Origin of the sequence: Gordonia sp. IEGM753, assembly GCF_050321825.1 — a bacterium.
Classification (GTDB): domain Bacteria; phylum Pseudomonadota; class Gammaproteobacteria; order Pseudomonadales; family Pseudomonadaceae; genus Aquipseudomonas.
On sequence record NZ_JBNQGB010000001.1, the window covers coordinates 1,949,351 to 1,976,109 of the forward strand.

General features: G+C 59.3%; 21 protein-coding genes. 14 read left to right on the plus strand and 7 right to left on the minus strand.

From position 1 onward, the window contains the following. Positions 1 to 2 precede the first annotated feature (2 nt). Both ACQR3R_RS08770 and ACQR3R_RS08775 read right to left on the minus strand, forming a co-directional pair. Positions 3 to 2,207 carry a molybdopterin cofactor-binding domain-containing protein gene (locus ACQR3R_RS08770; protein ID WP_428271629.1) on the minus strand — a complete coding sequence of 735 codons (2,205 nt, stop codon included), beginning with the start codon at positions 2,205 to 2,207 and terminating at the stop codon, positions 3 to 5. Continuing rightward, positions 2,207 to 2,671, minus strand: a complete 465-nt coding sequence (locus tag ACQR3R_RS08775) for a 2Fe-2S iron-sulfur cluster-binding protein (RefSeq protein ID WP_428271630.1) — start codon at positions 2,669 to 2,671, stop codon at positions 2,207 to 2,209. Before ACQR3R_RS08775 ends, ACQR3R_RS08770 begins: the two co-directional genes overlap by 1 nt. A gap of 118 nt (positions 2,672 to 2,789) precedes the next feature. Here ACQR3R_RS08775 and ACQR3R_RS08780 point away from each other — a divergent pair, with 118 nt between their 5' ends. From ACQR3R_RS08780 to ACQR3R_RS08815, 8 genes are all read left to right on the plus strand, one after another. Continuing rightward, the gene (locus ACQR3R_RS08780) at positions 2,790 to 3,680 is read left to right on the plus strand and encodes a LysR substrate-binding domain-containing protein (protein ID WP_428271631.1); all 891 of its coding nucleotides are present in this window, start codon (positions 2,790 to 2,792) and stop codon (positions 3,678 to 3,680) included. Positions 3,681 to 4,107: 427 nt separating this feature from the next. Further along, positions 4,108 to 5,037, plus strand: a complete 930-nt coding sequence (locus ACQR3R_RS08785) for an amidohydrolase family protein (RefSeq protein ID WP_428271632.1) — start codon at positions 4,108 to 4,110, stop codon at positions 5,035 to 5,037. Positions 5,038 to 5,041: 4 nt separating this feature from the next. Continuing rightward, positions 5,042 to 5,947, plus strand: coding sequence for an amidohydrolase family protein (locus tag ACQR3R_RS08790; protein ID WP_428271633.1), 906 nt, complete (start codon positions 5,042 to 5,044; stop codon positions 5,945 to 5,947). A 348-nt stretch (positions 5,948 to 6,295) separates the two neighbouring features. Beyond that, positions 6,296 to 7,681 (plus strand): UbiD family decarboxylase, encoded by a 1,386-nt coding sequence (locus ACQR3R_RS08795; protein ID WP_428271635.1) that lies wholly within the window; start codon positions 6,296 to 6,298, stop codon positions 7,679 to 7,681. Then, positions 7,678 to 8,292 carry a UbiX family flavin prenyltransferase gene (locus tag ACQR3R_RS08800; protein WP_428271636.1) on the plus strand — a complete coding sequence of 205 codons (615 nt, stop codon included), beginning with the start codon at positions 7,678 to 7,680 and terminating at the stop codon, positions 8,290 to 8,292. Before ACQR3R_RS08795 ends, ACQR3R_RS08800 begins: the two co-directional genes overlap by 4 nt. Before the next feature lie 35 nt (positions 8,293 to 8,327). Next, positions 8,328 to 9,368, plus strand: a complete 1,041-nt coding sequence (locus tag ACQR3R_RS08805; RefSeq protein WP_428271637.1) for a GTP-binding protein — start codon at positions 8,328 to 8,330, stop codon at positions 9,366 to 9,368. Between the two features lie 88 nt (positions 9,369 to 9,456). Further along, positions 9,457 to 10,812 (plus strand): solute carrier family 23 protein, encoded by a 1,356-nt coding sequence (locus tag ACQR3R_RS08810; protein ID WP_428271638.1) that lies wholly within the window; start codon positions 9,457 to 9,459, stop codon positions 10,810 to 10,812. 12 nt (positions 10,813 to 10,824) lie between these two features. Continuing rightward, the gene (locus ACQR3R_RS08815; protein ID WP_428271639.1) at positions 10,825 to 12,216 is read left to right on the plus strand and encodes an amidohydrolase family protein; all 1,392 of its coding nucleotides are present in this window, start codon (positions 10,825 to 10,827) and stop codon (positions 12,214 to 12,216) included. Between the two features lie 388 nt (positions 12,217 to 12,604). On the opposite strand, the gene ACQR3R_RS08820 is transcribed toward ACQR3R_RS08815, so the two are convergent. After that, positions 12,605 to 13,888 (minus strand): allantoate amidohydrolase, encoded by a 1,284-nt coding sequence (locus ACQR3R_RS08820; RefSeq protein ID WP_428271640.1) that lies wholly within the window; start codon positions 13,886 to 13,888, stop codon positions 12,605 to 12,607. Between the two features lie 124 nt (positions 13,889 to 14,012). Then, on the minus strand, positions 14,013 to 15,497 hold the full coding sequence (locus ACQR3R_RS08825) for a cytosine permease (protein ID WP_428271641.1): 1,485 nt from the start codon (positions 15,495 to 15,497) through the stop codon (positions 14,013 to 14,015). 552 nt (positions 15,498 to 16,049) lie between these two features. Here ACQR3R_RS08825 and hydA point away from each other — a divergent pair. From hydA to ACQR3R_RS08845, 4 genes are all read left to right on the plus strand, one after another. Beyond that, positions 16,050 to 17,489: a dihydropyrimidinase gene (hydA, locus tag ACQR3R_RS08830; protein ID WP_428271643.1), complete on the plus strand. Its 1,440-nt coding sequence runs from the start codon at positions 16,050 to 16,052 to the stop codon at positions 17,487 to 17,489. A gap of 155 nt (positions 17,490 to 17,644) precedes the next feature. Continuing rightward, positions 17,645 to 19,012 (plus strand): FAD-dependent oxidoreductase, encoded by a 1,368-nt coding sequence (locus tag ACQR3R_RS08835; protein ID WP_428271644.1) that lies wholly within the window; start codon positions 17,645 to 17,647, stop codon positions 19,010 to 19,012. Then, on the plus strand, positions 19,013 to 20,287 hold the full coding sequence (preA, locus tag ACQR3R_RS08840) for an NAD-dependent dihydropyrimidine dehydrogenase subunit PreA (protein ID WP_428271645.1): 1,275 nt from the start codon (positions 19,013 to 19,015) through the stop codon (positions 20,285 to 20,287). A 190-nt stretch (positions 20,288 to 20,477) separates the two neighbouring features. Next, a complete protein-coding gene (locus tag ACQR3R_RS08845; protein WP_428271646.1) occupies positions 20,478 to 21,494 on the plus strand; it encodes an RHS repeat-associated core domain-containing protein in 1,017 nt (338 codons plus the stop codon). Positions 21,495 to 21,538: 44 nt separating this feature from the next. Here the strand turns inward: ACQR3R_RS08845 and ACQR3R_RS08850 are convergent, their stop codons facing one another. Beyond that, on the minus strand, positions 21,539 to 22,159 hold the full coding sequence (locus ACQR3R_RS08850) for a TetR family transcriptional regulator C-terminal domain-containing protein (protein WP_428271648.1): 621 nt from the start codon (positions 22,157 to 22,159) through the stop codon (positions 21,539 to 21,541). Positions 22,160 to 22,299: 140 nt separating this feature from the next. Between ACQR3R_RS08850 and copC the strand changes: the two genes are divergently transcribed. Continuing rightward, positions 22,300 to 22,665, plus strand: coding sequence for a copper homeostasis periplasmic binding protein CopC (gene copC / locus ACQR3R_RS08855; RefSeq protein WP_428271650.1), 366 nt, complete (start codon positions 22,300 to 22,302; stop codon positions 22,663 to 22,665). A gap of 3 nt (positions 22,666 to 22,668) precedes the next feature. Then, entirely contained in the window at positions 22,669 to 23,529 is an 861-nt protein-coding gene (copD, locus tag ACQR3R_RS08860; RefSeq protein WP_428271651.1) for a copper homeostasis membrane protein CopD, read from the plus strand. Positions 23,530 to 23,532: 3 nt separating this feature from the next. Here copD and ACQR3R_RS08865 read toward each other — a convergent pair whose 3' ends face one another. Then, a complete protein-coding gene (locus tag ACQR3R_RS08865; RefSeq protein WP_428271652.1) occupies positions 23,533 to 24,672 on the minus strand; it encodes an HlyD family secretion protein in 1,140 nt (379 codons plus the stop codon). Next, the gene (locus ACQR3R_RS08870) at positions 24,669 to 26,333 is read right to left on the minus strand and encodes an MFS transporter (RefSeq protein ID WP_428271653.1); all 1,665 of its coding nucleotides are present in this window, start codon (positions 26,331 to 26,333) and stop codon (positions 24,669 to 24,671) included. Before ACQR3R_RS08870 ends, ACQR3R_RS08865 begins: the two co-directional genes overlap by 4 nt. Positions 26,334 to 26,759: the final 426 nt, after the last annotated feature.

Below are 26,759 nucleotides of genomic sequence, written 5' to 3' on the forward strand. Positions count from 1 at the left end.
ATTTACCCCAAGGTCAGTGGCGTCGAGCGCTGGCGCACCCCGGTCAGGTTGAACAACGCATTGGCAATCGCCGGCGCAACAGAGGGGCTGCCCAGTTCACCGACACCGCCGGGTTTACCCGGTTCGCCCTCGACCACCAGGATATCCACCGCCGGCATGTCCGACATCCGCGTTACCCGGTAGTCATGGAAGTTACTCTGCACCACCCTGCCCTGTTTGATGTCCAGCCGATCGAACAACGCATGGCCAAGGCCCCACATCAGGCCGCCGTAGAGTTGCTCTTCGACACCGCCCGGCGACACGGCCAAGCCGCAATCGACGACACAGGTCAACTTGTCGACTGTGGTCACGCCGTCCTTTTTCGAGACCCTGGCAACCACGGCAATAAAACTGGTGTACCCCTGATTGGTGGCGATTCCCAGCGCCGTCCCTTCAGGTAGCGGCTGGCCCCAACCGGCATGTTCAGCGGCACTTTTGAGCACCGCCACATGCCGTGGGCGGTCCTGCATGTTGGCCAGGCGAAACGCCAAGGCATCCTGGCCGGCGCCATGGGCCAATTCATCCATGAAGCTTTCCACGGCGAACACGTTGGGAATGAAGCTGACCGAGCGGTACCAACCGCTGGGCACGTTGCTTTCATGCTTGACCCACACCAGGTTCAGGTTGGGTGGCCGATAGGCAAAATCCCACGCGGTGATGGCTTCCGTGGTGCTGTAATCCATTTTGTCAGGGCGCTCAAAATAGCCTGGCTCCCACTGCTCCGGCGAGGCCGGTGACACGGCGTCAAGCTGCAATGCAGTCAGGCGGCCCTGAGCGTCGAGTGCGCCCTTGGCCCGGTGCAGCGTGGCCGGGTGCATGAACAGCGCTCGCATTTCATCTTCGCGGCTGTTCATCAACTTGACCGGTACCTTGGCCTGTTGTGCCAGATAAGCCACTTCGAACAGCCAGTATTTGGCCTCCCGCGCACCGAAACTGCCACCGGACACCAACTCGTTGATCGTGACCTTGTCCTTGTCGATCTTGCACACGGTTTGTGCGGCCTCCAGGGCCGACGACGGCACCTGCACACCGCCCCAATAGGTGATCGCGTTGTCTTTCACCTGCGCCGTGATGCAAATCGGCTCCAACGGATTTTGCACTTTGTACGGCATGCGGTACTCGGCCTCGAGCAGCTTCGCAGCCGTTGCCCACTGCGCCCCGACATCACCGGCGGCCATTGCCGTGACATGCTGAGCACTGTTGTCATCAATCGCTGCCGCTTGTGAAGCGGCTAATTGATCGCTGTCGAAACCCGCCAGCGGCGAATCACTCCATTTCACATTGAGCTGCTCACGTCCCTGATGGGCTGCCCAGTAGTTATCGGCCAGCACTGCCACGCCTTCGACATTGCCGCCGAGCACGTCCGGCCGACCGGGAATGGCCAGCACGTTACGCACACCCGGCACTTGCAATGCTGCCGCTGAATCAACCGATAGCACGGTGGCACCGACTACCGGCGCACGTTGAATAACGGCCACCAGCATGTCCGGTAGCACCACGTCGATGCTGTATTTGAAGCGACCACAAACCTTGGCCGCAGCGTCGCGTTTGTGCCGCAGTTTGCCGATGTATTTGAATTGCGAAGGGTCTTTCAACACCACGTTCGCCGGTGCTGGCAAGTGCGCGGCGACACCCACCAGTTCGCCGTAACCGAGGCTGCGTTTGCTGGCGGGATGCACCACGCGACCTTCTTCGGTGGCGCAACTGTCGACGCTGACCTTCCACTGCCTGGCGGCGGCAGCAATCAACAAAGCGCGCGCCGTGGCGCCGGCCATGCGCAGACGATCGTACTCCAGCGACACGCTGGTGCTGCCGCCCGTGGAGAAGACTTTCCAGAGAGGGTGAATATAGGTTTCAAAAAACGGATTTTCCGGGGTGATCACCTGCACGGTCATCGGATTCACGTCCAGCTCTTCGGCTACGCACGCCGCCAGTGCGGTTTGCGTCCCGGTGCCGGAATCGTGCTTGTGCACCACCAGTTTTACCGTGCCGTCGGGCAGCACACGTACCCAGGCGTTGGGCTCGAACTCGATAGTCGGTGCCGGTGCCTTGGGGTCGGTCGCCGCTGCACCCGAAGGCAAATAGAACGCTATCGCCAGCCCTGAGGCGACCGTCGCTGCTTGCTTGAGAAAGACCCGGCGCGGCAACCCGACTTGATCCATAGTCATCACGCCTCCTTCGGCGCATTGGCTGCGCGCTTGATGGCTTTGTTGATGCGCCCGTAAGTGCCGCAGCGGCACACGTTGCCGGACATCGCATTGCGAATAGACTCGTCCGTGACCGCCGCCCCGGTGTTAAGCAACGCGGCGGCAGACATGATCTGGCCGGATTGACAGTAACCGCATTGCGGGACATCTTCGGCAACCCACGCCAGTTGCAGCGGATGTTGCTCGGTGGGTGACAAGCCTTCGATGGTGGTGATGTTGTGCCCGGCCACGGCGGCCACCGGCAGTTGGCAGGAACGCACCGCAACACCGTTCAAGTGCACGGTGCACGCACCGCACAGGCCCATGCCGCAGCCAAACTTGGTGCCGGTGAGTTTCAACTGATCACGCAATACCCATAACAAGGGCATGGAGGGGGACGCCTCTACCAGCTCGCGTCGTTCGCCGTTTACCGTGAATTCGATCATTGTCAGGCTCCAAAAGAGCGGCCCGTCTTTATGCAGGCCTGGTGACCGATTATTGGGAGCCTGCGCAACAGTGGGCCAGCGACGATTTCTGCCATCCTGTGTAAGTAGGACTAACAGCATGTACAAGCGATACCCGTCGGTGCAGTCCATGAGCGCGTTTATCCAGGCTGCGCGCAGCGGCAGTTTCTCTAGCGCTGCGCGCAAACTCGACCTGACCCACAGCGCAATCAGCCAGCAAATCCGTTCTCTGGAAGATTTCATCGGCCAGCCATTGTTTGTGCGCGAGGGCGGCGGCAGCAACCTGACGGACGCTGGCCAGTTGTTTGCCAGCGTACTGTCCGATGGACTGGCGCAGATCGATCGAGCGTTGTCCTCGGTAAAAAACCGCAGCGTGACGCAACGGCTGACCATCGATGTCGATAGCGAACTGGCGCAGAGTTGGCTCAACCCTCGTTTGCCGCAATTACTCGACGCCTTGCCTGAGGTCGAAGTGGTGCTGCTGTCGATGCCGCGCTCGGACCGCAGTGCGTTTGAACGGGTGGACCTGGCGCTGCGCTATGGCTACGGCGACTGGGAAGACTGTGAGATGACGCAGATTTGTGGTGACCGGGTCACGGCCGTGGCATCGCCTGCGCTGCTCGAACGGCACGGACTGCAAGTGCCCATCACGCCGGCGCAGATACTGCAACTACCGCTGCTGGGGTATACGCGACGGTCGTGGATTCCCTGGCTGGATGCGGCCGGAATGCCCCCGACCGAGCCGGCGGCGCGAGTGATTTTCGATAATGCCGCCAACCTGATAGCGGCTGCCGAGGCCGGAGTGGGCGCAGGCTTGGTGCGAGGGTTATTGGCGGCGGATGCGTTGCGTGCAGGGCGATTGGTCGAATTGAACGATGCGCAAATCGCCGCGCATTACAACCTGTACGCAGTGTGGCCGATTGGACACGGAGAACGGGTGGCGCCGGTGGTTGAGGTGATCAAACAGTTGGCTTTGCGTACACAATCCTGACCCCTTCGCCAGCTGGCTGGCTCCCACATTGGCATGCAATCCCCTGTGGGACACAGCCCGCTGGCGATGAGACCTGGCCAACTAGCCATTTCGCGCCCATCAAACTACACAGTCCCGACGCCATCGCCAGCCAGCAGGCTGGCTCCCACATTGGCATGCAATCCCCTGTGGGAGACAGCCTGCTGGCGATGAGGCCGGTGCAGCCAACACGAAACCATATCGAGCAGGTATCAACACCCCACCCATTTAATATTGTACGAACCCCAACCCCTCTTCCAATACTTGCCCCCAAGCAGCCAGCGTCCCGAGCCGGATGCGACCAGGCGAGGGAATGCGCAGCCACTTGCGCATAGAAATGGCCGATTGCCCGGACGTGGCTGCTGAGAACCGCAAGGTTCCCTTCCCCGCTATCAGGAGATCGACTTCAATGATCATCGATATCAGTTGCTATCCCACCGACCTGGTGGACCTCGCCTGGAGGCATGACGGTGACCCGTTCACCGGCGAGCGTCTGCTTGCGATGATGGATGGCCCCTACATGATCAACGGCAAACCTCGCCGCATCGACAAAGCCTTCATCCAACCGCCGCAAGGCAACACCATTTACACCTGGACCGACGGCGATCTGACCGGCCGTGAATCCATCGACGCCTACATGGCCTACACCCTGAAAATGGTCCAGACCTACCCGGACCGGTTTATCGGTTGCTTCGTTTACAACCCGCGTTGCGGGGTGCAAAACGGCGTCGAAGCCATCGAACGCTACGTCAAGGAACACGGCTTCAAAATGGTCCAGATGCAGGCCAACATGCACGCCTACCGCCCGGACCGGGCGTTGGACTGGGTACGTCCGTGCTTCGAAAAATGCGCCGAGCTGGGCATTCCGGTCAAGCTGCACACCGGCGATGGGCCTTACAGCATCCCTTCGGAATGGGTGCCAATGATCAAGGAATTCCCCAACGTCGATTTCATCATGGCGCACTTCGGCGTGCAGACCGGCGGCGTCTACGTGTTCGAACCGATGCAATGGGCGATGGAGTTACCAAACGTCTATTGCGAGTCCGGTTGGTGCCTGCAATCGCGGATCGTTGAATTCGCCAAGGTGCTGCCGACGCACAAGATTCTGTTTGGCACCGACACCCCGCCCAACGAACCCGGCATGTGGCTGCGCCTGCTGGAAGTGCTGTGTCACGAGCCACCACAAGGCCTGAACCTCGACGAAGACACGCTTGAGGACTACCTGGGCAACAACACTGCTCGGATGATCGGCCTGGAACCGAGCCCGCCGCCGCGCTCGGTTTCCGAAGCCGAGGCGCAGTTGAAGCGCCCTGTCACCACCCAATTGGCCAAGAGCTGAACCGATGATTATCGATACCCATCTGCACCCCACCAATCTGGTCGACGAGGCCTGGCGCCATACCGGCGAACCCTTCACCGGCGAGCGCATGCTCAAGCTGATGGACGGTCCGTACATGATCAACGGCAAACCCCGCCGCATTGACATGGGTTTCATTCAGCCGCCACCGGGCAACACCGGTTACCGCGACGGCAACCGTCGGGGCCGTGAAGGCGTGCGCGACTACATGTCGTACATCGCCGAACTGTGCGTGAAGTACCCGGACCGCTTCATCGGCAACTTCAACTTCAACCCGCGCTGGGGACCGGAAAATGGAGCCGCCGAGCTGGAATTCCACATCAAGGAATACGGCTTCAAGATGCTCAAGCTTCACGCCAACATGCACGGCTATCGCCCTGATCGCGCGCTCGATTGGCTGCGGCCGGCAATGAAAGTCTGCGCCAAGTACAACATTGTGGTGCTGATTCATACCGGTGACGGGCCGTACACCATCCCGACCATGTTCTACCCGATCATCCGTGAGTTCCCGATGGTCAACTTCGTGATTGGTCACTTCGGCATTCAAACCGGTGGCAACTACTCGTTCGAGGCGTTCTGGATGGCCATGGACACGCCGAACGTGTACTGCGAATCGGGCTGGTGCTTCCAGTCGCGCATCGTCGAATTCGCCAAGGAGTTACCGCGCAACAAGATCGTGTTCGGCACCGATTCGCCGCCCAACGAGCCGGGGATGTGGCTACGCGAGCTGGAAGTACTGTGCTCGCCGGCACCGCAAGGGTTGGGCATTGACGAGGATCACCTTGAAGATTACCTGGGCAACAACATTGCCCGGTTGTGCGGGATCGAACCGACCCCCCCGCCCAAGGACCTGATCGAGGCGGACATCCGTCTGACCACCACCTATCTGTAGCCACACACAGAACCCTGGTTCATGAGGGAATGAGGGAATGAGGATATGAGCTCATCCCGTGGCGAGGGGATTTATCCCCGTTGGGTCGCGAAGCGACCCCGAAAATCTGCAACCGCGTTGTATCAGGCAGGCCGCGTTTGCCGGTTTTACGAATGCGTCGCAGCCGAACGGGAATAAATCCCCTCGCCACAAAAGCCCGTAAATCCATACGTCCCCAGGTGACAGTGCAACAACACAGCGACTTTACAGGCGCGAAGATGAACCGGCGTTCGATCGACCGGCGGGCCAACGGCTTGTCGATCGAACGTCGCCCTCAACCCTGCGCGCCTGCTTTTACGAGGTGAAACCATGACCGTCTCTACGCTCGGCGATACCCAGGACTTCCACGATTTCATCGACGCCTATCGCCGGCAATACCCGGACGATGTACTGACGATTCAGCAACCGATTTCCGCCGACCAGGACGTCACCGCACTGGTCGATGCCCTGGCCGCGCAAGGACGCGACCCTCTACTGATTTGCGAACAGGTCGGCACCCTCGGCGTGCCGGTAGCCACCAATCTGTTCGCCTCCCGGACCCGCATCGCGCGGATCTTCGGCGTGACCCCGGCGCAGTTGCACGAAACGTTTCAGGCCCGCGCCAACAACCCCATTGCGCCACGCTACGTCGAAACCGGCCCGGTGCTCGACGAAATATTCGAAGGCGAAGCCGTCGACCTCGCGCTGCTGCCGATGCTCAAGCACTTCGACAGTGACCGCGGTCCGTACATCACCAACGCGATCATCATTGCCGAAGACCCGGTCACCGGGATTGCCAACATGAGCTATCACCGCTCGATGCGTCACGCCCGGCAAACCCTCGCCACCAGCCTGCATTCACGCGGCCACCTGTGGCGCATGCTGCAAACAGCACGTGAGCGCGGCGAAGAGTTACGCGTGGCGATGGTGGTCGGCGCGCACCCGTTGTTCATGCTGGCAGCAGCGGCGCGTTTACCGTTTGGCAGCGATGAACGCGCCGTGGCGGGCGGCCTGTTCGGGGCGCCACTGGAGTTGGTCAAGACGCCTCGCTACGGGATCGGCGTGCCGGCGTATGCCGAGTTTGTGCTAGAAGGCGCCATCGACCCGGCAGCCTATGCCGAAGAAGGACCGTTCGGCGAGTTCAGTGGTTATTCCTCCGACCGCTCGACCAACAATGTGCTGCGCATCGACACGCTGATGCGCCGCAAAAATGCCTGGTTGGTGGACGTAGTGGGCGGTCGTTACGCCGAACACCTGACCTTGGCGCGGCTGCCGCGTGAAGCCGAGATGAGCGAAAAGCTCAAGGCGCGTTTTCCGGCCGTCACTGCCGTGCACTACCCCAATTCCGGCACGCACTTTCACTGCTATGTCGCGCTGGACCAGAGCCGTGATGGCGAAGCACGGCAGATCATGCTCGCGCTGCTTGGCTGGGATCCCTACCTGAAAACCGTGATGGCGGTGGACAGCGATATCGACATCACCGACGACAGCCAGGTGTTATGGGCGCTGGCGACACACTTCCAGCCGCATCAGGATATTTTCGTCATCGACGGCTTGCCCGGGAGCCCGTTGGACCCTTCATCGTCGGTCAACGGCACGACCTCACGGATGGGCCTCGACGCCACACGCGGCTCGGGTTTTGACGGCATCAAGGCGCAACTGGATCAGGACGTGGTCGAGCGAGCGCGCACTCTACTCAAGAGCCATCAGTCATGAATCGCCAGCGGATGGTGGTCGGGATCAGCGGCGCTTCGGGGTTCATCTACGGTGTTCGCTTGCTGGAGTTGCTCGCCAGCCTGAACATCGAAACGCACCTGATCATCAGCCGCGCCGCGCTGCTGACCATGGCCCATGAAACCGACTACAAACTGGCGGACGTCACCGCGCTCGCCAGCCATTACCACCGCGCCGACGACGTCGCGGCGGGCATCGCCAGCGGTTCGTTTCGCTGCCTGGGCATGGTGGTCGCACCCTGCTCGATGCGCACCCTGGCAGAAATTGCCACGGGCACGTCTTCTGGCCTTATCGGTCGCGCTGCCGACGTCACGCTCAAGGAACGGCGCACGCTGGTGCTGATGGCGCGGGAAACACCACTGACCCTCGCGCACTTGCGCAACATGACGGCTGTCACGGAAATGGGCGGGATCATCGCCCCGCCAGTGCCAGCCTTTTACGCCCGCCCGCAAAACCTTTCGCAGATGGTCGATCACAGCCTCGGGCGCGTTCTCGACCTGTTCGGCCTGGACGCCGGCACCGCACTGCGTTGGCGCGAACCATCCGTCACACAAATCCCCTGTGGGAGCCGGCCTGCTGGTTCCCACAATTGATCGCATTTCGGCAAAACACAGGTAAGGAGCAACACATGAACAGTCCATTCAACGCCCCGACCCCAAACCGCAAAATCCCGGTGACCATCCTCACAGGCTTTCTCGGCGCCGGTAAAACCACGCTGCTCAACTACATCCTCAAGGAAAACCACGGCCGCAAGATTGCGGTGATCGAAAACGAATTCGGCGAAGTCGGCATCGACGGCGACCTGGTCCTGAGTTCCGAAACCGAAGAGATCTACGAGATGGTCAACGGCTGCGTGTGCTGCACCGCCGAGGTCCGCGAGGACCTGGTGCGCATCGTGCGCGAATTGGTAGCTCGCCCGGTGCGGCTGGACCACATCCTGATCGAAACCAGCGGCCTGGCTGATCCGTACCCGGTTGCGCAAAGTTTTTTCATCAACGATCCAATTGCCGATGAAGTCGAACTGGACGCGATTGTGACCATGGTCGATGCCAAGCATATCGCCCAACACCTTGAGGATTTGCAGCTCGACGGTGTCGATAACCAGGCTGTGGATCAGATTGTCTGCGCCGACCGTATCGTCATCAACAAGATCGATCTGGTCAGCAGCGACGAGGTCGAGGCACTGCGCGGCAAGATACGTGGGCTCAACGCAACGGCCGATTTGGTGACGTCGAGTTACGCCGAAATCGACCTGACTAAAATCCTCGGCATCGGCGCTTTCGAATCCACGCAAAAACTGATGGAGATCGGCTCGGAGCACGATCACCACGCCGATGAGCATCATCACGATGAACTCGACCATGACCACGACCCGAGCGTGTCTTCGGTCGGCATCGCAGTGGACGGCGCGGTAAACCTGGGCGCATTCCACCGCTGGATCAGCACATTGCGCACCGAACAGGCCGACAACCTGTACCGCATGAAAGGCGTACTCGCGGTGCAAGACCAAGACCAGCGCTATGTGTTGCAAGGCGTACACAGCCTGGTCGAGTTTCGCGCATCCACCTCGTGGGGCGCCGAGCCGCGCAGCAGCAAAATTGTGTTCATCGGCCGCGACCTGGACCGCGCCGCGCTTAACCAGGGCTTTGCGGCCTGCCTGGCAGGCTGAAAATGGCATCGGAGCCGGTGGATGGCGGTTCCGGGCATCAGAACGAATACCCCTCTCTACCGAATAAAAACAGCAAGAGGTGTTTCCCATGTCGTCAGCCACTCCCGCTTCCACCGTACATCCGGTCGACCAGATTTTGCCGGTCCGACAAATGCTCACCCTCGGCCTGCAGCACATGGCCGTCTCGTACATTGGCGCTATCGCCGTGCCGTTGATTGTCGCCAGTGCCTTGAAAATGTCCCAGGCCGATACCGTGGTGCTGATCAGCACCACGCTGTTCTGTTCGGGCATCGCCACACTGTTGCAAACCGTGGGTTTCTGGAAGTTCGGCGTGCGCCTGCCGATTCTGCAAGGCGTGGCGTTCAGCAGCGTCGGGCCAGTGATCGCCATTGGCACTAACCCGCAGGTGGGATTCGCCGGGGTGTGTGGAGCGGTGATCGGGGCCGGGATATTCACCATGCTGGTGGCGCCGTTCGTGGGCCGATTGCGGCGCTATTTTCCGCCGGTGGTCACCGGGTGCATCGTCACCGTGATCGGTTTGCAACTGTTTCCGATTGCCTACGAGTGGGTCGGCGGTGGGCGCAACGCCAGCAATTACGGCGCGCCAGCGTACCTGGCCGTGGCGGCAGTGGTGCTCGCGACCATTTTGCTGGTCAATCGCTACGGCAGCCCGATGATGCGCAACATGGCCGTGTTGGTCGGGATGTTGGTGGGTGCGGCGCTGGCCTACGGCTTGGGCATGGGCAGTTTTCAGAGCGTGCAGGAATCGCCTTGGTTGACCGTGCCCTACCCGTTTTACTTCGGCTTGCCAACCTTCAGCCTGATCCCCATCGCGACCATGGTGGTGGTGATGATCGTGCAGATGGTCGAGTCCATGGGCCTGTTTGTGGCAATCGGCGACATCGTCGACAAACCCGTCGAAGAAAAACAAGTGATCAACGGCCTACGCGCCAATGGCCTGGCCAGCACCATCGCCGGGATGTTCGCCGCGTTCCCGTTCATTGCGTTCATGGAAAACGTCGGCTTGGTGATCTTGACCGGTGTGCGCAGCCGCTGGGTAGTCGCAATCAGTGGCTTGTTGATGTGCTCGGTGGCCCTGGTGCCGAAGGCCGGCGCAATCATCGCCTCGATGCCGACCGCGGCCCTCGGCGGCGCCGGCATCGCGATGTTCGGTGTGGTGGCGGCCGCCGGTATTCAAACCCTGGCCAAGGTCGATTACGAGCGCAATCGCTACAACGTCTTGATCGTCGGTTTCACCATCGCCGCCGCCCTGGTGCCGGTATTGGCACCGGCGTTGTTCAAGCAAATGCCCGAGTGGTCGCAGCCGTTCCTGCACAGCAGCGTGGTGATCGCCTGCTTGGTGTCGGTGCTGCTCAACGCCGCACTCAATGGCGTCAGCGTGCCGGATGCCGCCGCCAGCAAATCCGCTTCGCACATCCTTTGACTGGAGCTGCCCATGACTCAACTTCAAAATATTCTGATCAAAAATCCGTTGGCGGTGATGACGGGCCTGCGGGGCCCGCGTGCCCGCGCCGGCAACGTTGACATTCGCATCATCGACGGCCGTATCGCGGAAATGGCGGTCGGGCTCGTGGCGCAACCCGGAGAGCGGGTGATCGATGCGCGCAACTCGGTGGTGTATCCGGGCTGGATCAACACTCACCATCACCTGTTTCAGAACCTGCTGAAAGCGGTCCCTGAGGGTTTGAATCAGGACCTGCAAGGCTGGCTGGCCAGCGTGCCCTACCCGCGCCTCAACCGGTTTACGCCTCAACTGACGCGCATTGCCGCACGGCTGGGCATGGCTGAGTTGCTGCTGTCGGGCGTTACCACGTGCGCCGATCACCATTACCTGTACCACGCCAACGGCAGCACCGAGAGCGGCGATACCCTGTTCGACACGGCGGATGAATTCGGCATGCGCTTCGTATTGTGTCGGGGCGGCGCACTGGAGTCGGCCAGTGCTCATCCGGGCTTCTCAAAAACCGCATTGCAACCAGAAACGCTCGACCAGATGGTCGGTGATATCGAGCGGTTGAAATCGCTGTATCACCAAGACACGCCTGACGCGATGCGCCGGGTCGTGGTGGCGCCCACTACACCAACGTTCTCGCTGCCGCCAATGTTGCTCCGTGAACTGGCGCACACCGCACGAGGCCTGGGGCTGCGCCTGCACACGCACCTGTCGGAAACGCAAAATTACGTCAATTTCTGCCGAGAGAAATACAACTGCCTGCCGGTCGAGTTTGTTGCCGAACACGAATGGCTCGGCCCTGACGTCTGGTTCGCCCACGCCGTGCACTTGCAGCCCGGTGAAATCCGCATGCTGTCACAAACCGGCACCGGCATTTCACACTGCCCGGTGAGCAATGCCCGGCTCGGCAGCGGCATTGCGCCAGTGCCGCAGATGTATGAGGCCGGCGTCCCGATTTCGTTGGGTGTGGATGGCGTGGCGTCCAATGAATCGGGCAGTATGGTGGGCGAAGCGCACACCGCATGGCTGATTCATCGCGCGGAACAAGGAGCGTCCGCGACCACCGCCGAAGACGTCATTCATTGGGGCACGGCCGGCGGCGCGCAGGTTCTCGGCCTCGGTGCGGTCGGCACGTTGGAGCCAGGCCAGGCTGCCGACCTGGTGATTTATGGCCTGGACCATCCACGGTTTTTCGGTTTCCACGACATCGCAGTGGCCCCGGTCGTTGCCGGCGAACCGATTGCAGTGCGCTACAGCCTGGTCGGTGGTCGCGTGGTGGTGGATGACGGGATCATTCCGGGACTGGACATTGCGCAGATGCGCGCACAGGCCTGGGACGGCGTGCAGCAACTGATGGCGCAGGATGTCGACTGACGAGCAAACGCGATGGCGATTTCGAGGACGCCATCGCTGGCAAGCCAGTCTCCTACGGATCGGGGTGATGCCGGGATTGATGCCTCGAACACAAACCTGTAGGAAACCGGCTTGCCGGTGATGGCGATTCTGAGGACGCCATCGCTGGCAAGCCAGTCTCCTACGGGTCGGGGTGATGCCGGGATTGATGCCTCGAAAACAAACCTGTAGGAAACCGGCTTGCCGGTGATGGCGATTTTGAGGACGCCATCGCTGGCAAGCCAGTCTCCTACGGATCGGTGGAGGCTGCCGAAATTGATGGCGTTAAAGCAGGCCTGTAGGAAACCGGCTTGCCGGTGATGGCGATTTCGAGGACGCCATCGCCGGCCAGGTTGCTTTCAATTGATCTTCATGCCGCCATTTGGCCTTTCGCAATCGCCGCCGAGGCCGCCAACATTGCCCGCAACAACACCGCGCATCCGTCCGCCAGGTCCTGCGGTGCGGCGTTTTCGATCTCGTTGTGGCTGATACCCCCTTCGCACGGAACAAAAATCATGCCTGCCGGGCCAAGTTCCGCCAGGAAGATTGCGTCGTGGCCGGCGCCACTGACGATGTCCATGTTGGAAAGACCCAAACCTTGAGCAGCGCCGCGTACCGCTTCGATGCAGCCCTTGTCGAAGTACAAAGGAGGAAAATCGGCGGTGGGCGTCAGCTCAAACGTCAAGCCGTGCTGCTCGCAGGTGCTTTCAATGACGGCGCGAACTTCTGCAATCATCGAGTCCAGACGTGCCGGCTCCAAATGCCGGAAATCAAGGGTCATGCGCACTTCACCCGGAATGACGTTGCGCGAGCCCGGGTAAGCCTGCAGGCAACCCACCGTGCCGCAGGCATGCGGTTGATGGCCGAGGGCAGCACGATTGACGGCGCCGACGATTACCGCAGCGCCGACCAGCGCATCCTTGCGCAAATGCATCGGGGTCGGGCCGGCGTGGGCTTCGACGCCACGCAGCTTGAGGTCGAACCATTTTTGTCCCAACGCGCCCATGACCACGCCAATGGTTTTGTGCTCGTCCTCCAGAATCGGGCCTTGTTCGATGTGGGCTTCAAAATAAGCACCCACCGCATGCCCGCTGACCTTGCGCGGGCCAGCGTAGCCTATGGCATTCAGCGCTTCGCCTACGGTGACACCTTCAGCGTCGACTTTGGCCAGGGTTTCTTCAAGGGTGAATTTTTCAGCGAATACGCCTGAGCCCATCATGCACGGCGCGAAACGCGAGCCTTCTTCGTTGGTCCAGACCACCACTTCCAGCGGTGCTTCGGTTTCAACGCCGAGGTCATTCAGCGTGCGCAGGACTTCGACACCGGCAAGTACGCCGAAACAGCCGTCAAACTTGCCACCAGTAGGCTGGGTGTCGATATGACTGCCGGTCATCACGGGTGGCAGGTCCGGATTGCGACCCGGCCGGCGCGCAAAGATATTGCCCACCGCGTCGATGCTGACGGTACAGCCAGCCTCCTTGCACCAACCGACAAAAATGTCCCGCGCCTGGCGGTCGAGGTCAGTCAGGGCCAGGCGACATACACCGCCCTTGACCGTGGCGCCGAGCTTGGCCAATTCCATGAGCGACTGCCACAAGCGGTCGCGATTGATGTGCTGATGGGTGGACTGCAGAACGTCTACAGCAGCGTTCATGATGATCTCCTCAGGCTGTTGTTATAGGTTTTTCAGGCGTTTTGCGGGTGCTCGCAAAACCCGCTCCCACATTGGGAATGCGTTTCAAATGTGCGAGCGGGCTGACTCGCGGAGGTGACATCCGCTACACCGACGTTTTCACAACGGATGGGTTGCTGCGCATCGTGCACAACCCGTAATAAATCAACCCGCCCAGCGCCGAGCCGGTGAACCAGCCGTAGCTGTAGAACCAGCTGAACGCATCGCTGCCCAAGGACAGCAGCGTGAGCACTACCGGCACCCCGAAGGCGATAAAACCGAACCAGTTCCATGCCGGGTACACGTCATCGAGGTACAAGCCCGCCAGGTCGAGTTGTTGTTTCTTGATCAGGAAATAGTCCACCACCATGATGCCGGCGATAGGCCCCAGCAGGCTCGAATAGCCGAGCAGCCAATTGGAGTAAACGGTTTCCAGGCTGACGTCCGACACGATCAAACCAAGCTTTTTCAGCAGTTCATGCCCCATCAGCAGCAGCCCGACCAAACCGGTAAGCAACACGGCTTTGGTGCGGTTGATGACTTTGGGGGCGATGTTCTGGAAATCGTTGGTGGGCGACACAATGTTCGCCGCGGTATTGGTCGACAGCGTGGCAATGATGATCAATGCCATGGCCACCGCGACCCAGACCGGGCTCTGGATATGGCCGATCAGGCTGACCGGATCCGAGACCGTAACGCCGACCAGTTTCACCGACGCCGCCGTCATGATCACCCCCAGCGAGGCGAACAGGAACATGGTCAACGGCAGGCCAAAAATCTGCCCCAGTATCTGGTCTTTCTGGCTTTTGGCGTAACGACTGAAGTCCGGAATGTTCAGCGATAACGTAGCCCAGAACCCGACCATCGCAGTCAGGCCCGCAGCAAAGTAGCTGACCACGCTAGCGCCTTCCGGTCGCTTGGCCGGTATCGCCAGCAACTCGGTCATCGAAACATTGGGCATCGCCCAGACCAATAGGCCGATTCCGACCGCCACCAATAACGGTGCGGACAGTGTTTCCAGCCATTTGATGGACTCTGCGCCGCGCAGTACTACCCAGAGATTCAGCGTCCAGAAAATCATGAACCCAATGACCTCGCCGGTACCGCCAAGGGCTTTCCAACCCTCGAAAATCGACCCCAAAAACAAGTGAATGGCCAGGCCACCGAACATCGTCTGAATACCAAACCAGCCACACGCTACCAGCGCCCGAATCAGGCACGGTACGTTGGAGCCGAGGATGCCAAAGGAGGAGCGCAATAACACCGGGAACGGGATTCCGTACTTGGTGCCAGCGAATGCATTTAGCGTCAGCGGGATCAGCACGATGAGGTTCGCGAACAGAATCGCCAGCAGTGCTTCGCCGACGCTCAAGCCGAAATACGCGGTGAGTACGCCACCGAGGGTGTACGTGGGCACGCAAATCGACATGCCGATCCACAGTGCGGTGATGTGCCATTTGTTCCACGTTCGCTCACGGACCTTGGTCGGTGCCATGTCATGGTTATAACGGGGACTGTCGAGTACGTCGCTGCCGGCTTCGAGCTCGAACAAGCCGTCGCGCTCGGTCACTTGCGATCTGATCTGTTGCATGGCCGCTCCACTGTTCTTTGAATTATTTTTTGCTCATCAAGGGCTGGCGGCATCAATAAACGTGCCGGTTGCCCCGAACAAGCATCGGGCAGTTCCATAAAAACTTTGCAACTAACTGATGTTAATCAATTTTATTTATAGCCCCGGTGATCGGGCGATAACCTGTTTAACCACTCAGGCCGAATGGCGGGCAAGTTGTCCGAACCGTCAGGACTCAATCTGGTGCAACACACTTTTTTTCAACGTAGCGCATCAACCATAGACGTTCCTCAAGCGGCTGATTTGACATAAGAAATCTCGTCTATTTTTACAACCTGTCAAGTGCGTCAAAATGGTGAGCGGTCGAACCATTTTGGTGATTTTGCTATTTAATCTTTATATTTCAATTAGTTAAAACCGTAATAAGCTTATAAAAAATATTCTTGCTCATTTCCTGAACTGGGACTAGTTTCTATTCCTGACAGTGATGACAGGAATACACCTGTTAGCGTCAGCTGCCTATAAAACATTTAGAACCGGCACAAACCGGTCATTGCCTGCGAGGAACTCGGAATGTCTCTGTTGATCCGTGGCGCCACCGTTATTACCCATGATGAAATTTATCGTGCCGACGTCTATTGCGCCGACGGCGTGATTAAAGCCATCGGTGAAAAACTTGATGTACCGGCAGGTGCCGAAGTGTTGGACGGCAGCGGCCAGTATTTGATGCCGGGTGGTATCGATCCGCATACGCACATGCAACTGCCCTTCATGGGCACCGTCGCCAGCGAGGACTTTTTCAGCGGCACGGCGGCAGGCCTGGCGGGCGGCACCACCTCGATCATCGACTTTGTGATTCCCAACCCGCAGCAATCACTGATGGAAGCGTTTCACCAGTGGCGCGGCTGGGCCGAAAAATCGGCCTCCGACTACGGTTTTCACGTAGCGATTACCTGGTGGAGTGAACAGGTACGTGAAGAAATGGCCGAGCTGGTCAGCCATCACGGCATCAACAGCTTCAAGCATTTCATGGCGTACAAGAATGCGATCATGGCCGCCGACGACACGCTGGTAGCCAGTTTCGAGCGCTGCCTGGAGCTGGGCGCCGTGCCGACCGTGCACGCGGAGAATGGCGAACTGGTGTACCACCTGCAGCGCAAGTTAATGGCCCAGGGCATCACCGGCCCCGAAGCTCATCCGCTGTCACGGCCATCACAGGTTGAAGGCGAAGCCGCGAGCCGGGCGATCCGTATCGCCGAAACCCTGGGTACGCCGTTGTACCTGGTGCACGTATCGACCAAAGAGGCGCTGGACGAAATCACCTATGCCCGCAGCAAGGGCCAGCCAGTTTACGGCGAAGTGCTGGCCGGGCATTTGCTGCTGGACGATAGCGTGTACCAGCACCCCGACTGGCAGACCGCCGCCGGTTACGTGATGAGCCCGCCTTTCCGTCCACGTGGTCACCAGGAAGCACTTTGGCAGGGCTTGCAATCGGGCAACCTGCACACCACCGCCACCGACCATTGCTGCTTCTGCGCAGAGCAAAAAGCCGCTGGTCGCGACGATTTCAGCAAGATCCCGAACGGCACCGCCGGCATCGAAGACCGCATGGCGCTGCTGTGGGATGAAGGCGTGAACAGCGGCCGGTTTTCGATGCAGGACTTCGTTGCGTTCACCTCCACCAATACCGCAAAAATCTTCAATCTCTACCCTCGCAAAGGTGCGATTCGTGTCGGCGCCGATGCCGACCTGGTGCTGTGGGACCCGCAAGGGACACGGACCATTTCAGCATCGACCCACCATCAGCAGGTCGACTTCAACATTTTTGAAGGCAAGACCGTACGCGGCGTACCCAGCCACACCATCAGCCAGGGCCGAGTGGTGTGGGCCGACGGTGATTTGCGCGCCGAGCGAGGTGCCGGGCGGTATGTCGAACGGCCGGCGTACCCGGCAGTGTTTGATTTGCTGAGCAAGCGGGCTGAGTTGAATCAGCCGGTTGCTGTGAAACGCTGAAATCGAGGCCTTCGGCCTCATCGCCAGCAGGCTGGCTCCCACAGGGGTATGCATTCCAAAGTGGGAGCCAGCCCGCTGGCGATGAGGCCAGGTCAGACACTGCGAAAACCAATGCCCATCAGAGGCAGTACCTCAATAACCGTGAGGCAAAAACCGTGATCAAGACCCTCGACCATCTCCCGCATCCCTATGAAAATGCGGCCGCCCTCGCCGGCCACTTCACCGATCTTGCACCGCCACTCAACGACCGCCAGGCGCATCTCGAAGCCTCGCGCTGTCTGTATTGCTACGACGCGCCGTGTGTGAACGCGTGCCCGAGCGATATTGATATTCCGTCGTTCATTCGCAATATCCATCAGGAAAACGTGCAAGGTGCCGCGCATAAAATTCTCTCGGCGAACATCCTCGGCGGCAGTTGTGCGCGGGTTTGCCCGACAGAAATTCTTTGCCAGCAAGCTTGCGTACGCAACAACGAGCATGAATGCGCGCCGGTATTGATCGGCCTGCTGCAGCGCTATGCGGTGGACAACGCGCACTTCAGCGCTCATCCATTCCAACGCGCGGCCATCACCGGTAAGCGCATTGCCGTGGTGGGCGCCGGGCCTGCAGGGTTGGCCTGCGCGCATCGCAGCGCCATGCATGGGCATGACGTGGTGATTTTCGAGGCACGAGAAAAGGCTGGCGGCCTTAATGAATACGGGATCGCCAAGTACAAACTGGTGGACGATTACGCGCAAAAGGAACTGGAGTTCCTGCTGCAAATTGGCGGCATAGAAATCCGTCACGGGCAAAAACTGGGTGAAAACCTGACCTTGAGCGAACTGCACCAGCAATTCGACGCGCTGTTCCTCGGCCTCGGTCTTAACGCCAGTAAAGCGTTGGGCCTGCCCCACGAAGAAGCGCCGGGGCTGCTCGCCGCTACCGACTATATTCGCGAACTGCGCCAGGCAGACGACCTGACGCAACTGCCGCTCGCCGACCGCTGCATTGTCCTCGGCGCCGGCAACACCGCCGTCGACATGGCTGTGCAAATGGCCCGGCTCGGCGCACGCGACGTCAATCTGGTGTACCGCCGTGGCGTCGAGGAGATGGGTGCCACCGGCCACGAGCAGGACATCGCCAAGGCCAATCAGGTGCGCTTGCTGACCTGGGCGCAACCCGAAGAAGTGCTGCTGGATGATCAGGGCCACGTGCGCGGCATGCGTTTCGCCCGTACCCGATTGGTCGAAGGTCGGCTGCAAACCACCGGCGAGACATTTGAACTGGCGGCCGATGCCGTCTTCAAAGCCATCGGCCAGGCCTTCGACGGCAATGCCCTCGCCGACCCGATGGCCCGTGAACTGAAACGCCAAGGCGATCGTATCCAAGTGGACGAACAGCTGCGCACCAGCATTCCCGGGATCTACGCCGGGGGCGACTGCACCAGCCTCGATCAGGACCTGACCGTGCAAGCGGTTCAGCACGGCAAATTGGCGGCGGAAGCGATCAACGCCCAACTCAAGCTCAACGTGGAGGCTGCGTAAATGGCCGATCTATCGATTGTTTTCGCCGGCATCAAAGCCCCCAATCCGTTTTGGCTGGCCTCGGCCCCTCCCACCGACAAAGCCTATAACGTGGTGCGCGCTTTCGAGGCTGGCTGGGGCGGCGTGGTCTGGAAAACCCTGGGCGAAGACCCGGCGGCGGTCAACGTTTCATCGCGTTATTCGGCGCTTTACGGCGCCAACCGTGAAGTGGTGGGTTTTAACAATATCGAGCTGATTACCGACCGTTCACTGGAGATCAACCTTCGAGAAATTACCCAGGTCAAAAAGGACTGGCCAGACCGCGCAATGATCGTCTCGCTGATGGTGCCGTGCGTTGAAGAGTCGTGGAAGTTCATCTTGCCACTGGTCGAAGCCACCGGCGCTGACGGCATCGAGCTGAACTTCGGCTGCCCACACGGTATGCCGGAACGTGGCATGGGCGCAGCGGTGGGCCAAGTGCCGGAGTACGTCGAGCAGGTCACGCGCTGGTGCAAAACCTATTGCTCGCTGCCGGTCATCGTCAAACTCACGCCCAACATCACCGACATCCGGGTGGCTGCACGTGCGGCTCATCGGGGCGGCGCAGACGCGGTGTCGTTGATCAACACCATTAACTCGATTACCAGCGTCAACCTTGAACGCATGGTCGCCATGCCCACGGTCGGCAGTCAAAGCACCCATGGCGGTTATTGCGGCTCGGCGGTCAAGCCGATTGCCCTGAACATGGTCGCCGAAATCGCCCGCGACCCGCAGACCCAGGGCCTGCCGATCTCCGGCATTGGCGGCATCGGCAACTGGCGCGACGCGGCTGAATTCATCGCACTCGGCAGCGGTTCGGTGCAAGTCTGCACGGCAGCGATGTTGCACGGGTTCCGGATCGTCGAAGAGATGAAAGACGGCCTGTCACGCTGGATGGACAGTCAGGGCTACGCCAGCATTTCGGAGTTCTCCGGACGTGCGGTCAGCAATACCACCGACTGGAAGTACCTGGACATCAACTACCAGGTAATCGCCAAGATCGATCAGGAGACGTGCATTGGTTGCGGGCGTTGTCATATTGCCTGCGAAGACACGTCGCACCAGGCCGTTGCCAGCATCAAGCAAGCGGACGGCACGCATAAATATGAAGTGATCGACGACGAATGCGTCGGCTGCAACCTGTGCCAGATCACCTGCCCGGTGCAGGACTGCATAGAGATGGTGCCGATGGACAGCGGCAAGCCGTTCCTGGACTGGAACCATGACCCGCGCAATCCCTACCATGTCGCCGTTTGAGACCTGCGGCGTCTGAACAGACGCCTTCGCGGACAAGCCCGTTCCCACACATTGAAACGCCTTTCAGTGGTAGGAGCGAGCCTGCTCGCGATGGGGGCTGCATTGTCAACCTAACAGTTCTGATAGTAGACGCCCGCCTTATAAAGCAGGACGCTGATAGTTCAGCAGACTCACCAAGAAGCCCCTGCCCATGTCTACTCCGCCGACGAATTTATTACGCCATTATTACTACGACCCATTGGATCAACTCTCCGGAGCCCGGCCTTCAGCCTTGGCAAGCTTTCAGCGCTTCTATCAAAACGAGCACCTTGTGACCGAGTTGGGGGAGCATGCGCAGCGAACAATCATTCGCCATGAAGGCCTACCGCTGGCGCAGCAACAAAGCACGGCCGGTGCCATGCAAACCCGGCTGCTGGCGACAGATCAGGCCCATTCAGTGCTGCTGACCGAGAAGCAGCAACTGTTTTATACCGCCTACGGCTATCACCCTTTGCACAGTGGTTTAAGTGGTTTGGTTGGATTTAATGGCGAGAGTCCTGACTCAGTAACCGGTCACTATTTACTGGGACGAGGCACACGTGCTTTCAATCCAGTATTGATGCGATTTAACAGTCCGGATGAATTGAGTCCTTTTGGTGAAGGGGGTATCAATTCCTATGCTTATTGCGCAGGGGATCCGATCAATCGCTTTGATCCAACCGGCAATGCTCCCATTTTCCTTCTTCCCCGTTTCAAAAACGCTGCCATGGCGGGTCCGAGTTCAAGTCAACGAGCTTCCGTCATCGTAAAAAATCCGCTTAATGCTATTAATCCAACAAGCGTCGCAATCAATCGAAAAAACAACATCACCAACAATTCAATGTCTGCGGGTAGTCGCTCACAAGGGCAACCTTCATCCATACCCTTCCCTCACAAACTGCCCACTACTTTGATATATTCTCCAAAGCCCGGAGCAAGGCTTACACCCCAATTAGAAGACGCAATAAGCTATGACCGGCAAAGCACTCACAATATGGAGTTTATTCCTATGGCTAGCCCGGACTTATTAGCCGGGTGGGAAAAACAGAAAAACCTTGTTCAAACCATCAATGAAAGAACCTTGCCAAAAAAAGAAATTAACAAACGAAGAGCACAATTGCGAAAGATCGAGCTTGGAATAAAACAATTCAGTATTAGACAACACGAACTGAACTTCCCTGGAAGATGAGTCCTGGTAAACCAACGCTGCGCCATGTTTGAACGCAGCGCGATTTATGGCTCCAGCCCAATCCCGCGCAAGATCACGCTCGTCACTGTTTGCACCGCGCGCTCGAACTGCATGTCGGACAGCGGCTGATGATCGTTGAGGATATTCACCTGATGGTCGAAGTCGGCGTAATGCTGGGTCGAGGCCCAGATCATGTACAGCAGGCTCGAAGGTTCTATCGGCAGAATGCGTTTGTCTTCCACCCACTGGCGAATTTTTGCTTCTTTCATCTTCGCCCAGTCATACAGGCTGGCATCCAGCGCCTCACCCAACGTCGGCGCGCCGTGAATGATCTCGTTGGCCCAGACTTTCGAGCCATAAGGACGGCTGCGTGAGTGATTCATCTTGGCGCGGATGTAGCTGCTGAGCACCACGCGCGGGTCATCGAACATCTCGAAGCACAAGGCGTCCTGCTTCCACACTTCCAGCAAATCGAAGAGCACGGCGCTGTACAGCTCGCTTTTGGTGCTGAAGTAGTAATGCAGGTTGGAACGCGGCAGCTGCACTTCGGCGGCGATGTCAGCCATGGCGGTGCTACCGAAACCTTTTTCGGCGAAGACCTTCTCGGCCCCCAGCAGAATTTTTTCGACGTTACTGCGGCGAATCTCAATCTTGTGATTGCCCATGAGGGCTCCCTGACAACAGCGTTGGCCAAGACTAGCATCCGCTCTACGTCGCGGCGACAGGCTAAAAACGAAACTTCGTATGCGCGACTCGTCGAAGGTAAACTGAGGGCCTCATCGATCCTGCCTCAGAGGTATTCACCATGCTGCTGAAGAAAATCCTGACCACCGCTGCCCTCCTCGGCGCCCTGTTCACCGCCTCGTCGGTATTTGCCCATGCGCACCTGAAAAGCCAGACACCCGCCGCCGACAGCACCGTCAGCAGTGCACCGCAACTGCGCCTGGTGTTCTCCGAAGGCGTCGAGTCGACCTTCTCCAAGGTCACGCTCACCAAGGATGGCAGTGAAGTACCGGTAAAAAGCCTTGCCACTGAAGGCAATGACAAAAAGACCCTGGTCGTCACCCCGGCAGCGCCACTGGCACCCGGTGCCTACAAAGTGGAATGGCACGCGGTATCGGTCGACACCCACAAAAGCGAAGGCGCTTACAGCTTCAAGGTAGGCCAGTAATTCATGACGAGCGCGATGGTGCTGTGCCGTTTCCTGCATTTCACTGTGGTGCTGATGCTGTTTGGGGCCTGGGTATTCAGGCCCTTGCTGTTAGGCCATGGCACGTTGGTGCTGGACCGGCACCTGACGCGCCTGACACGCTGGCTGGCAATCATCGCGCTGGTCAGTGGCGTCTGTTGGCTGCTGCTGATCACCGCCAGCATGGCCGGCGAGTGGGAGGCCGCGTTCGATCCGTCGACATTGCGCCTGGTGCTGAGCAACACGTTCTTCGGCCGGGTCTGGACCTGGCACTTGCTGCTGAATGCGTTGCTGGTGGCGCTGCTGCTGACGCGTCTTAACAACAACACGCCGCTCAAACTGATACTTGGCGCGCTGTTAGTGGCAACGCTGGCACCGGTCGGTCACGGCGCCATGCTGGATGGCTGGAGCGGTCAACTGCTGATCCTCAACCAGATCATTCACCTGACCTGCGTCGGTGTATGGCTCGGTGGTCTGATGCTGCTGGTCATGATCTTGCGCGATCCGGCTGAGCATTCCGTCAAAGCGGTTCTGCAGCGTTTCAGCGGCGTTGGCTATGCACTGGTGGCGGGTTTGGTGATCACCGGACTGATTAATGTGCGGGTCCTGACCGGGCAATTCTGGCCAACACCGTTACTGTCCGGATTTGCCTTGATCTTGTTGATCAAGGTCGGGTTGGTGCTGCTGATGTTGAGCCTGGCACTGTTTAACCGGCTCAGAATCAACCACTGCGAGCAGCGCCTCGCCAGTCTGAAAACCAGTGTGATTGCCGAATGGTTACTGGGGATCGGTGCCGTCGCAGCCGTTTCGTTGCTGGGCACCTTGCCGCCGATGATTGCAGGCTAACGATCAGTTCGGGTCACCTTCAGCGGCGGTATCGATACTCACCACCACCGACATGCCCGGGCGCAATCGCTCGCTTTGCTCCTGATCGTCATCCACGGTAATGCGCACCGGTACCCGCTGCGCAATCTTGACGAAGTTACCGGTCGCATTATCGGCCTGCAGCAAACTGAATTCCGAACCGGTGGCCGGCGAAATACGTTGCACCCGACCCTGAAATTTACGATGGTTGAGCGCATCCACCGTAAAGGTCACCGGTTGGCCAACCCGCACGTTGTCCATCTGTGTTTCCTTCATGTTGGCGATCACCCACAACTGGTGCGGCACCAACGCCATCAACTGCGCGCCCGAATTCACGTAGGCGCCAAGACGCACACCGATCTGCCCCAACTGGCCGTCTCGCGGGGCGATCACCCGCGTGTTGGACAAGTCGATTTGTGCCAGTTGCACCGCTGCCTCCGCGCTGGCGACGGCAGCTTCCAGCGAGCCGCGATTGACGATCACGGTTTGCAGATCTTGCCGGGCAATCTCCAGATTAGCCTTGGCTTGAGCGACAGCGGCAATGCTCTGCGCATTGGCTGCCAACGTGACATCCAACTCGCGTTTAGACACCGAACCGTCTCGGACCAGCTCATTGTTGCGGCGCAAATCCGCTTCGCTTTTACGCGCCTGGGCTTCGGCATCGGCGACGCCAGCCTGACGTAACTTGATGGTTGCCTCGGCGCTGTTGCGTTGCTGCACCACATTGGCCAACGCCGCTTTTTGCACAGCCAGTTGCGCCAATGACTGATCGAGATGCTGGCGGTAAATCCGGTCGTCGAGGCGCACCAGCAAATCACCGGTTTTGACAAACTGGAAATCCTGCACCGGCACCTCAAACACATAACCACTGAGCTGCGGGCCGATGATCGTCACCTGACCGCGCACCAATGCGTTTTCAGTGGTTTCCACGGCACTGCTGAACGGCGGCAGTTGCCAGGCGTATAGAACAATCAGCACCCCGACGATGGCAATCGCTGTAAAGCCCAAGGACGAAATCACCCGCACGCGCAAAGAACGGGGCGCTGTGGCGGGCGTGGACGGCGGCGCGACACCTTCAGGCGTCGAGGCAATGGCGTTGGTGGTAGTCGTGGTCGGTTCAGTCATGAAGAAGTGGCACCGCTGGGTTGTACGGAAGGAGCGACAGGCGCTGGGTCGACGTTTTTGGTGGTGCTCATCAGCCACAGGGCGCGAATGGAAATCCAGATCATGGTCAGTACGGCGATCACTGCGATCAGCATGAACACATCGTTGTACGCCAGCACGTTGGCCTCGCGCGTAGCAGCGGCCGCCAACGTGCGAATGCCCTGCAGATTGCGCAAACCGGGGTCGGCAATCAATGAGCCCACAGCATTGCCACCACTCTGAACCCGTGCGGCAACACGTGGGTCCATCATTGTCAGGTGCTCGACGATGTTGCTGGAATGAAATTTCTCGCGAACGATCTGGAAGGTGCCCAGTAGCGCCGCACCAATCAAACCGCCGAGGTTCTGGCAGATCCCGAACATCACCGAAAAACTCACCAGGTTACGCGGGTTGGTCAATACATTGCGCGTGCCCAGAACCATAGTCGGACCGAGGAAAAATGTGCCGCCGAAGGCCAGCAAAAACTGGCTGAAGTACATGTTTTCGGGACGTGTCAGGTTGTTCGAATGACTGTCGATCACCGAGCCGACAGCCATCAGCGCCAACGACACAATCAATGGCATGAACAAGTGTTTGGGATTGATCGTCAGCGCACTCGTGGCGAGGCCCGCGACGCTGCCGATCAACATCACCACATACAGGCTGTGTAATTGCTGGCTACTCATGTTGAGCATCTGCATGAAACCCACGGCACCAGTGGATTGCTCCGAAGTGACCATACGAATCAGCACCACCGCCAACGCCAGTCGAATCATCACCCCGCTGCCCAGCCAACGGGTCATCAGCATCGGGTTGCTGCGGTTATGCTCGATGGCCAGGCCGGCGAGGATCAAGGCAATGGAGGCGGCCGACGCCACGCCAATCCACGGAGCTTCCAGCCACCAGTCGATACGCCCCAGCGACAACACAGCACACAATAACGCCACACCGCTGGCGAGAATGGCGAAGGTCAGGAAGTCGAGTTTTTCGAAGGTTTTGAAACGGTCACCGGGCGGCAGTTTCAGCAGGAAAACGCAGCCCAGGGTCAGCAGCGCCATGCCCAACTCGAACAGGTACAACCCGCGCCATTCGGCGATTTGCAGCAAGTCTTCGGAAAACAGCCGGGCCAGCGGGAGCGCCAGTTGCGAGGTGCCCAACCCTAACACCAGCGCTTTCATCCGCCACTTTGCCGGGAAGGCCTGGATCATGTAATACAGCCCCAACGAACTCAGCGCCGCGCCGACCATGCCGTGCGCAGCCCTCACGGCGATTGCCGAGTTCAGATCGTTGACGAACAAGTGAGCGAAGGTCACCAGCGCGTACAGCACCAAAAACACTTCGGTGAAGGCGCGCAACCCGAACTGTTGGCGGAACTTCACCAGCAGCAGGTTCATGGAGACGTTGGTCATCACGTACGCCGCCGGTAACCAGGCCATTTCGGCCGTGGTCGCACCGAGCGCGCCTTGCAGATAAGGCAGGTTGGCGATGACCAGCGAGTTACCCAAACCGCCGGTCAGTGCGACCAGCAACCCGACCAGCGCATACGCCAGCCGCTTGGGGTTGGAGTGCAGCGGCGTCGAGGGGGAACCGGGCAGGCTGGGCCGTTCGTGAGGCTGCCAGTTGCGCGGTGCGTAGCGATCCATTCATTGGCCTTGATTTGGAGGTGGCGATAGTTTGCCGCATAACTGTAGCTAAGCATAAACCTTGATCCGGGTTTGATCTGGATCCGGTGGTTTGTGGTTGTGGTGTATATCCGTTGTTGGGTGATGCTGAGACTCAGGTATCAACACAACCCCGTAGGAAACCGGCTCGCCGGTGATGACGATTTCAACGACGCCATCGCTGGCAAGCCAGTCTCCTACGGATCGGCGGTGAATCACGGATTTATGCCGTTAACACAACCCCGTAGGAAACCGGCTCGCCGGTGATGACAATTCCGAAGACGCCATCGCTGGCAAGCCAGTCTCCTACGGTTCGGGGGTGAATCACGGATTTATGCCGTTAACGCCACCCCGTAGGAAACCGGCTCGCCGGTGATGACAATTCCGAAGACGCCATCGCTGGCAAGC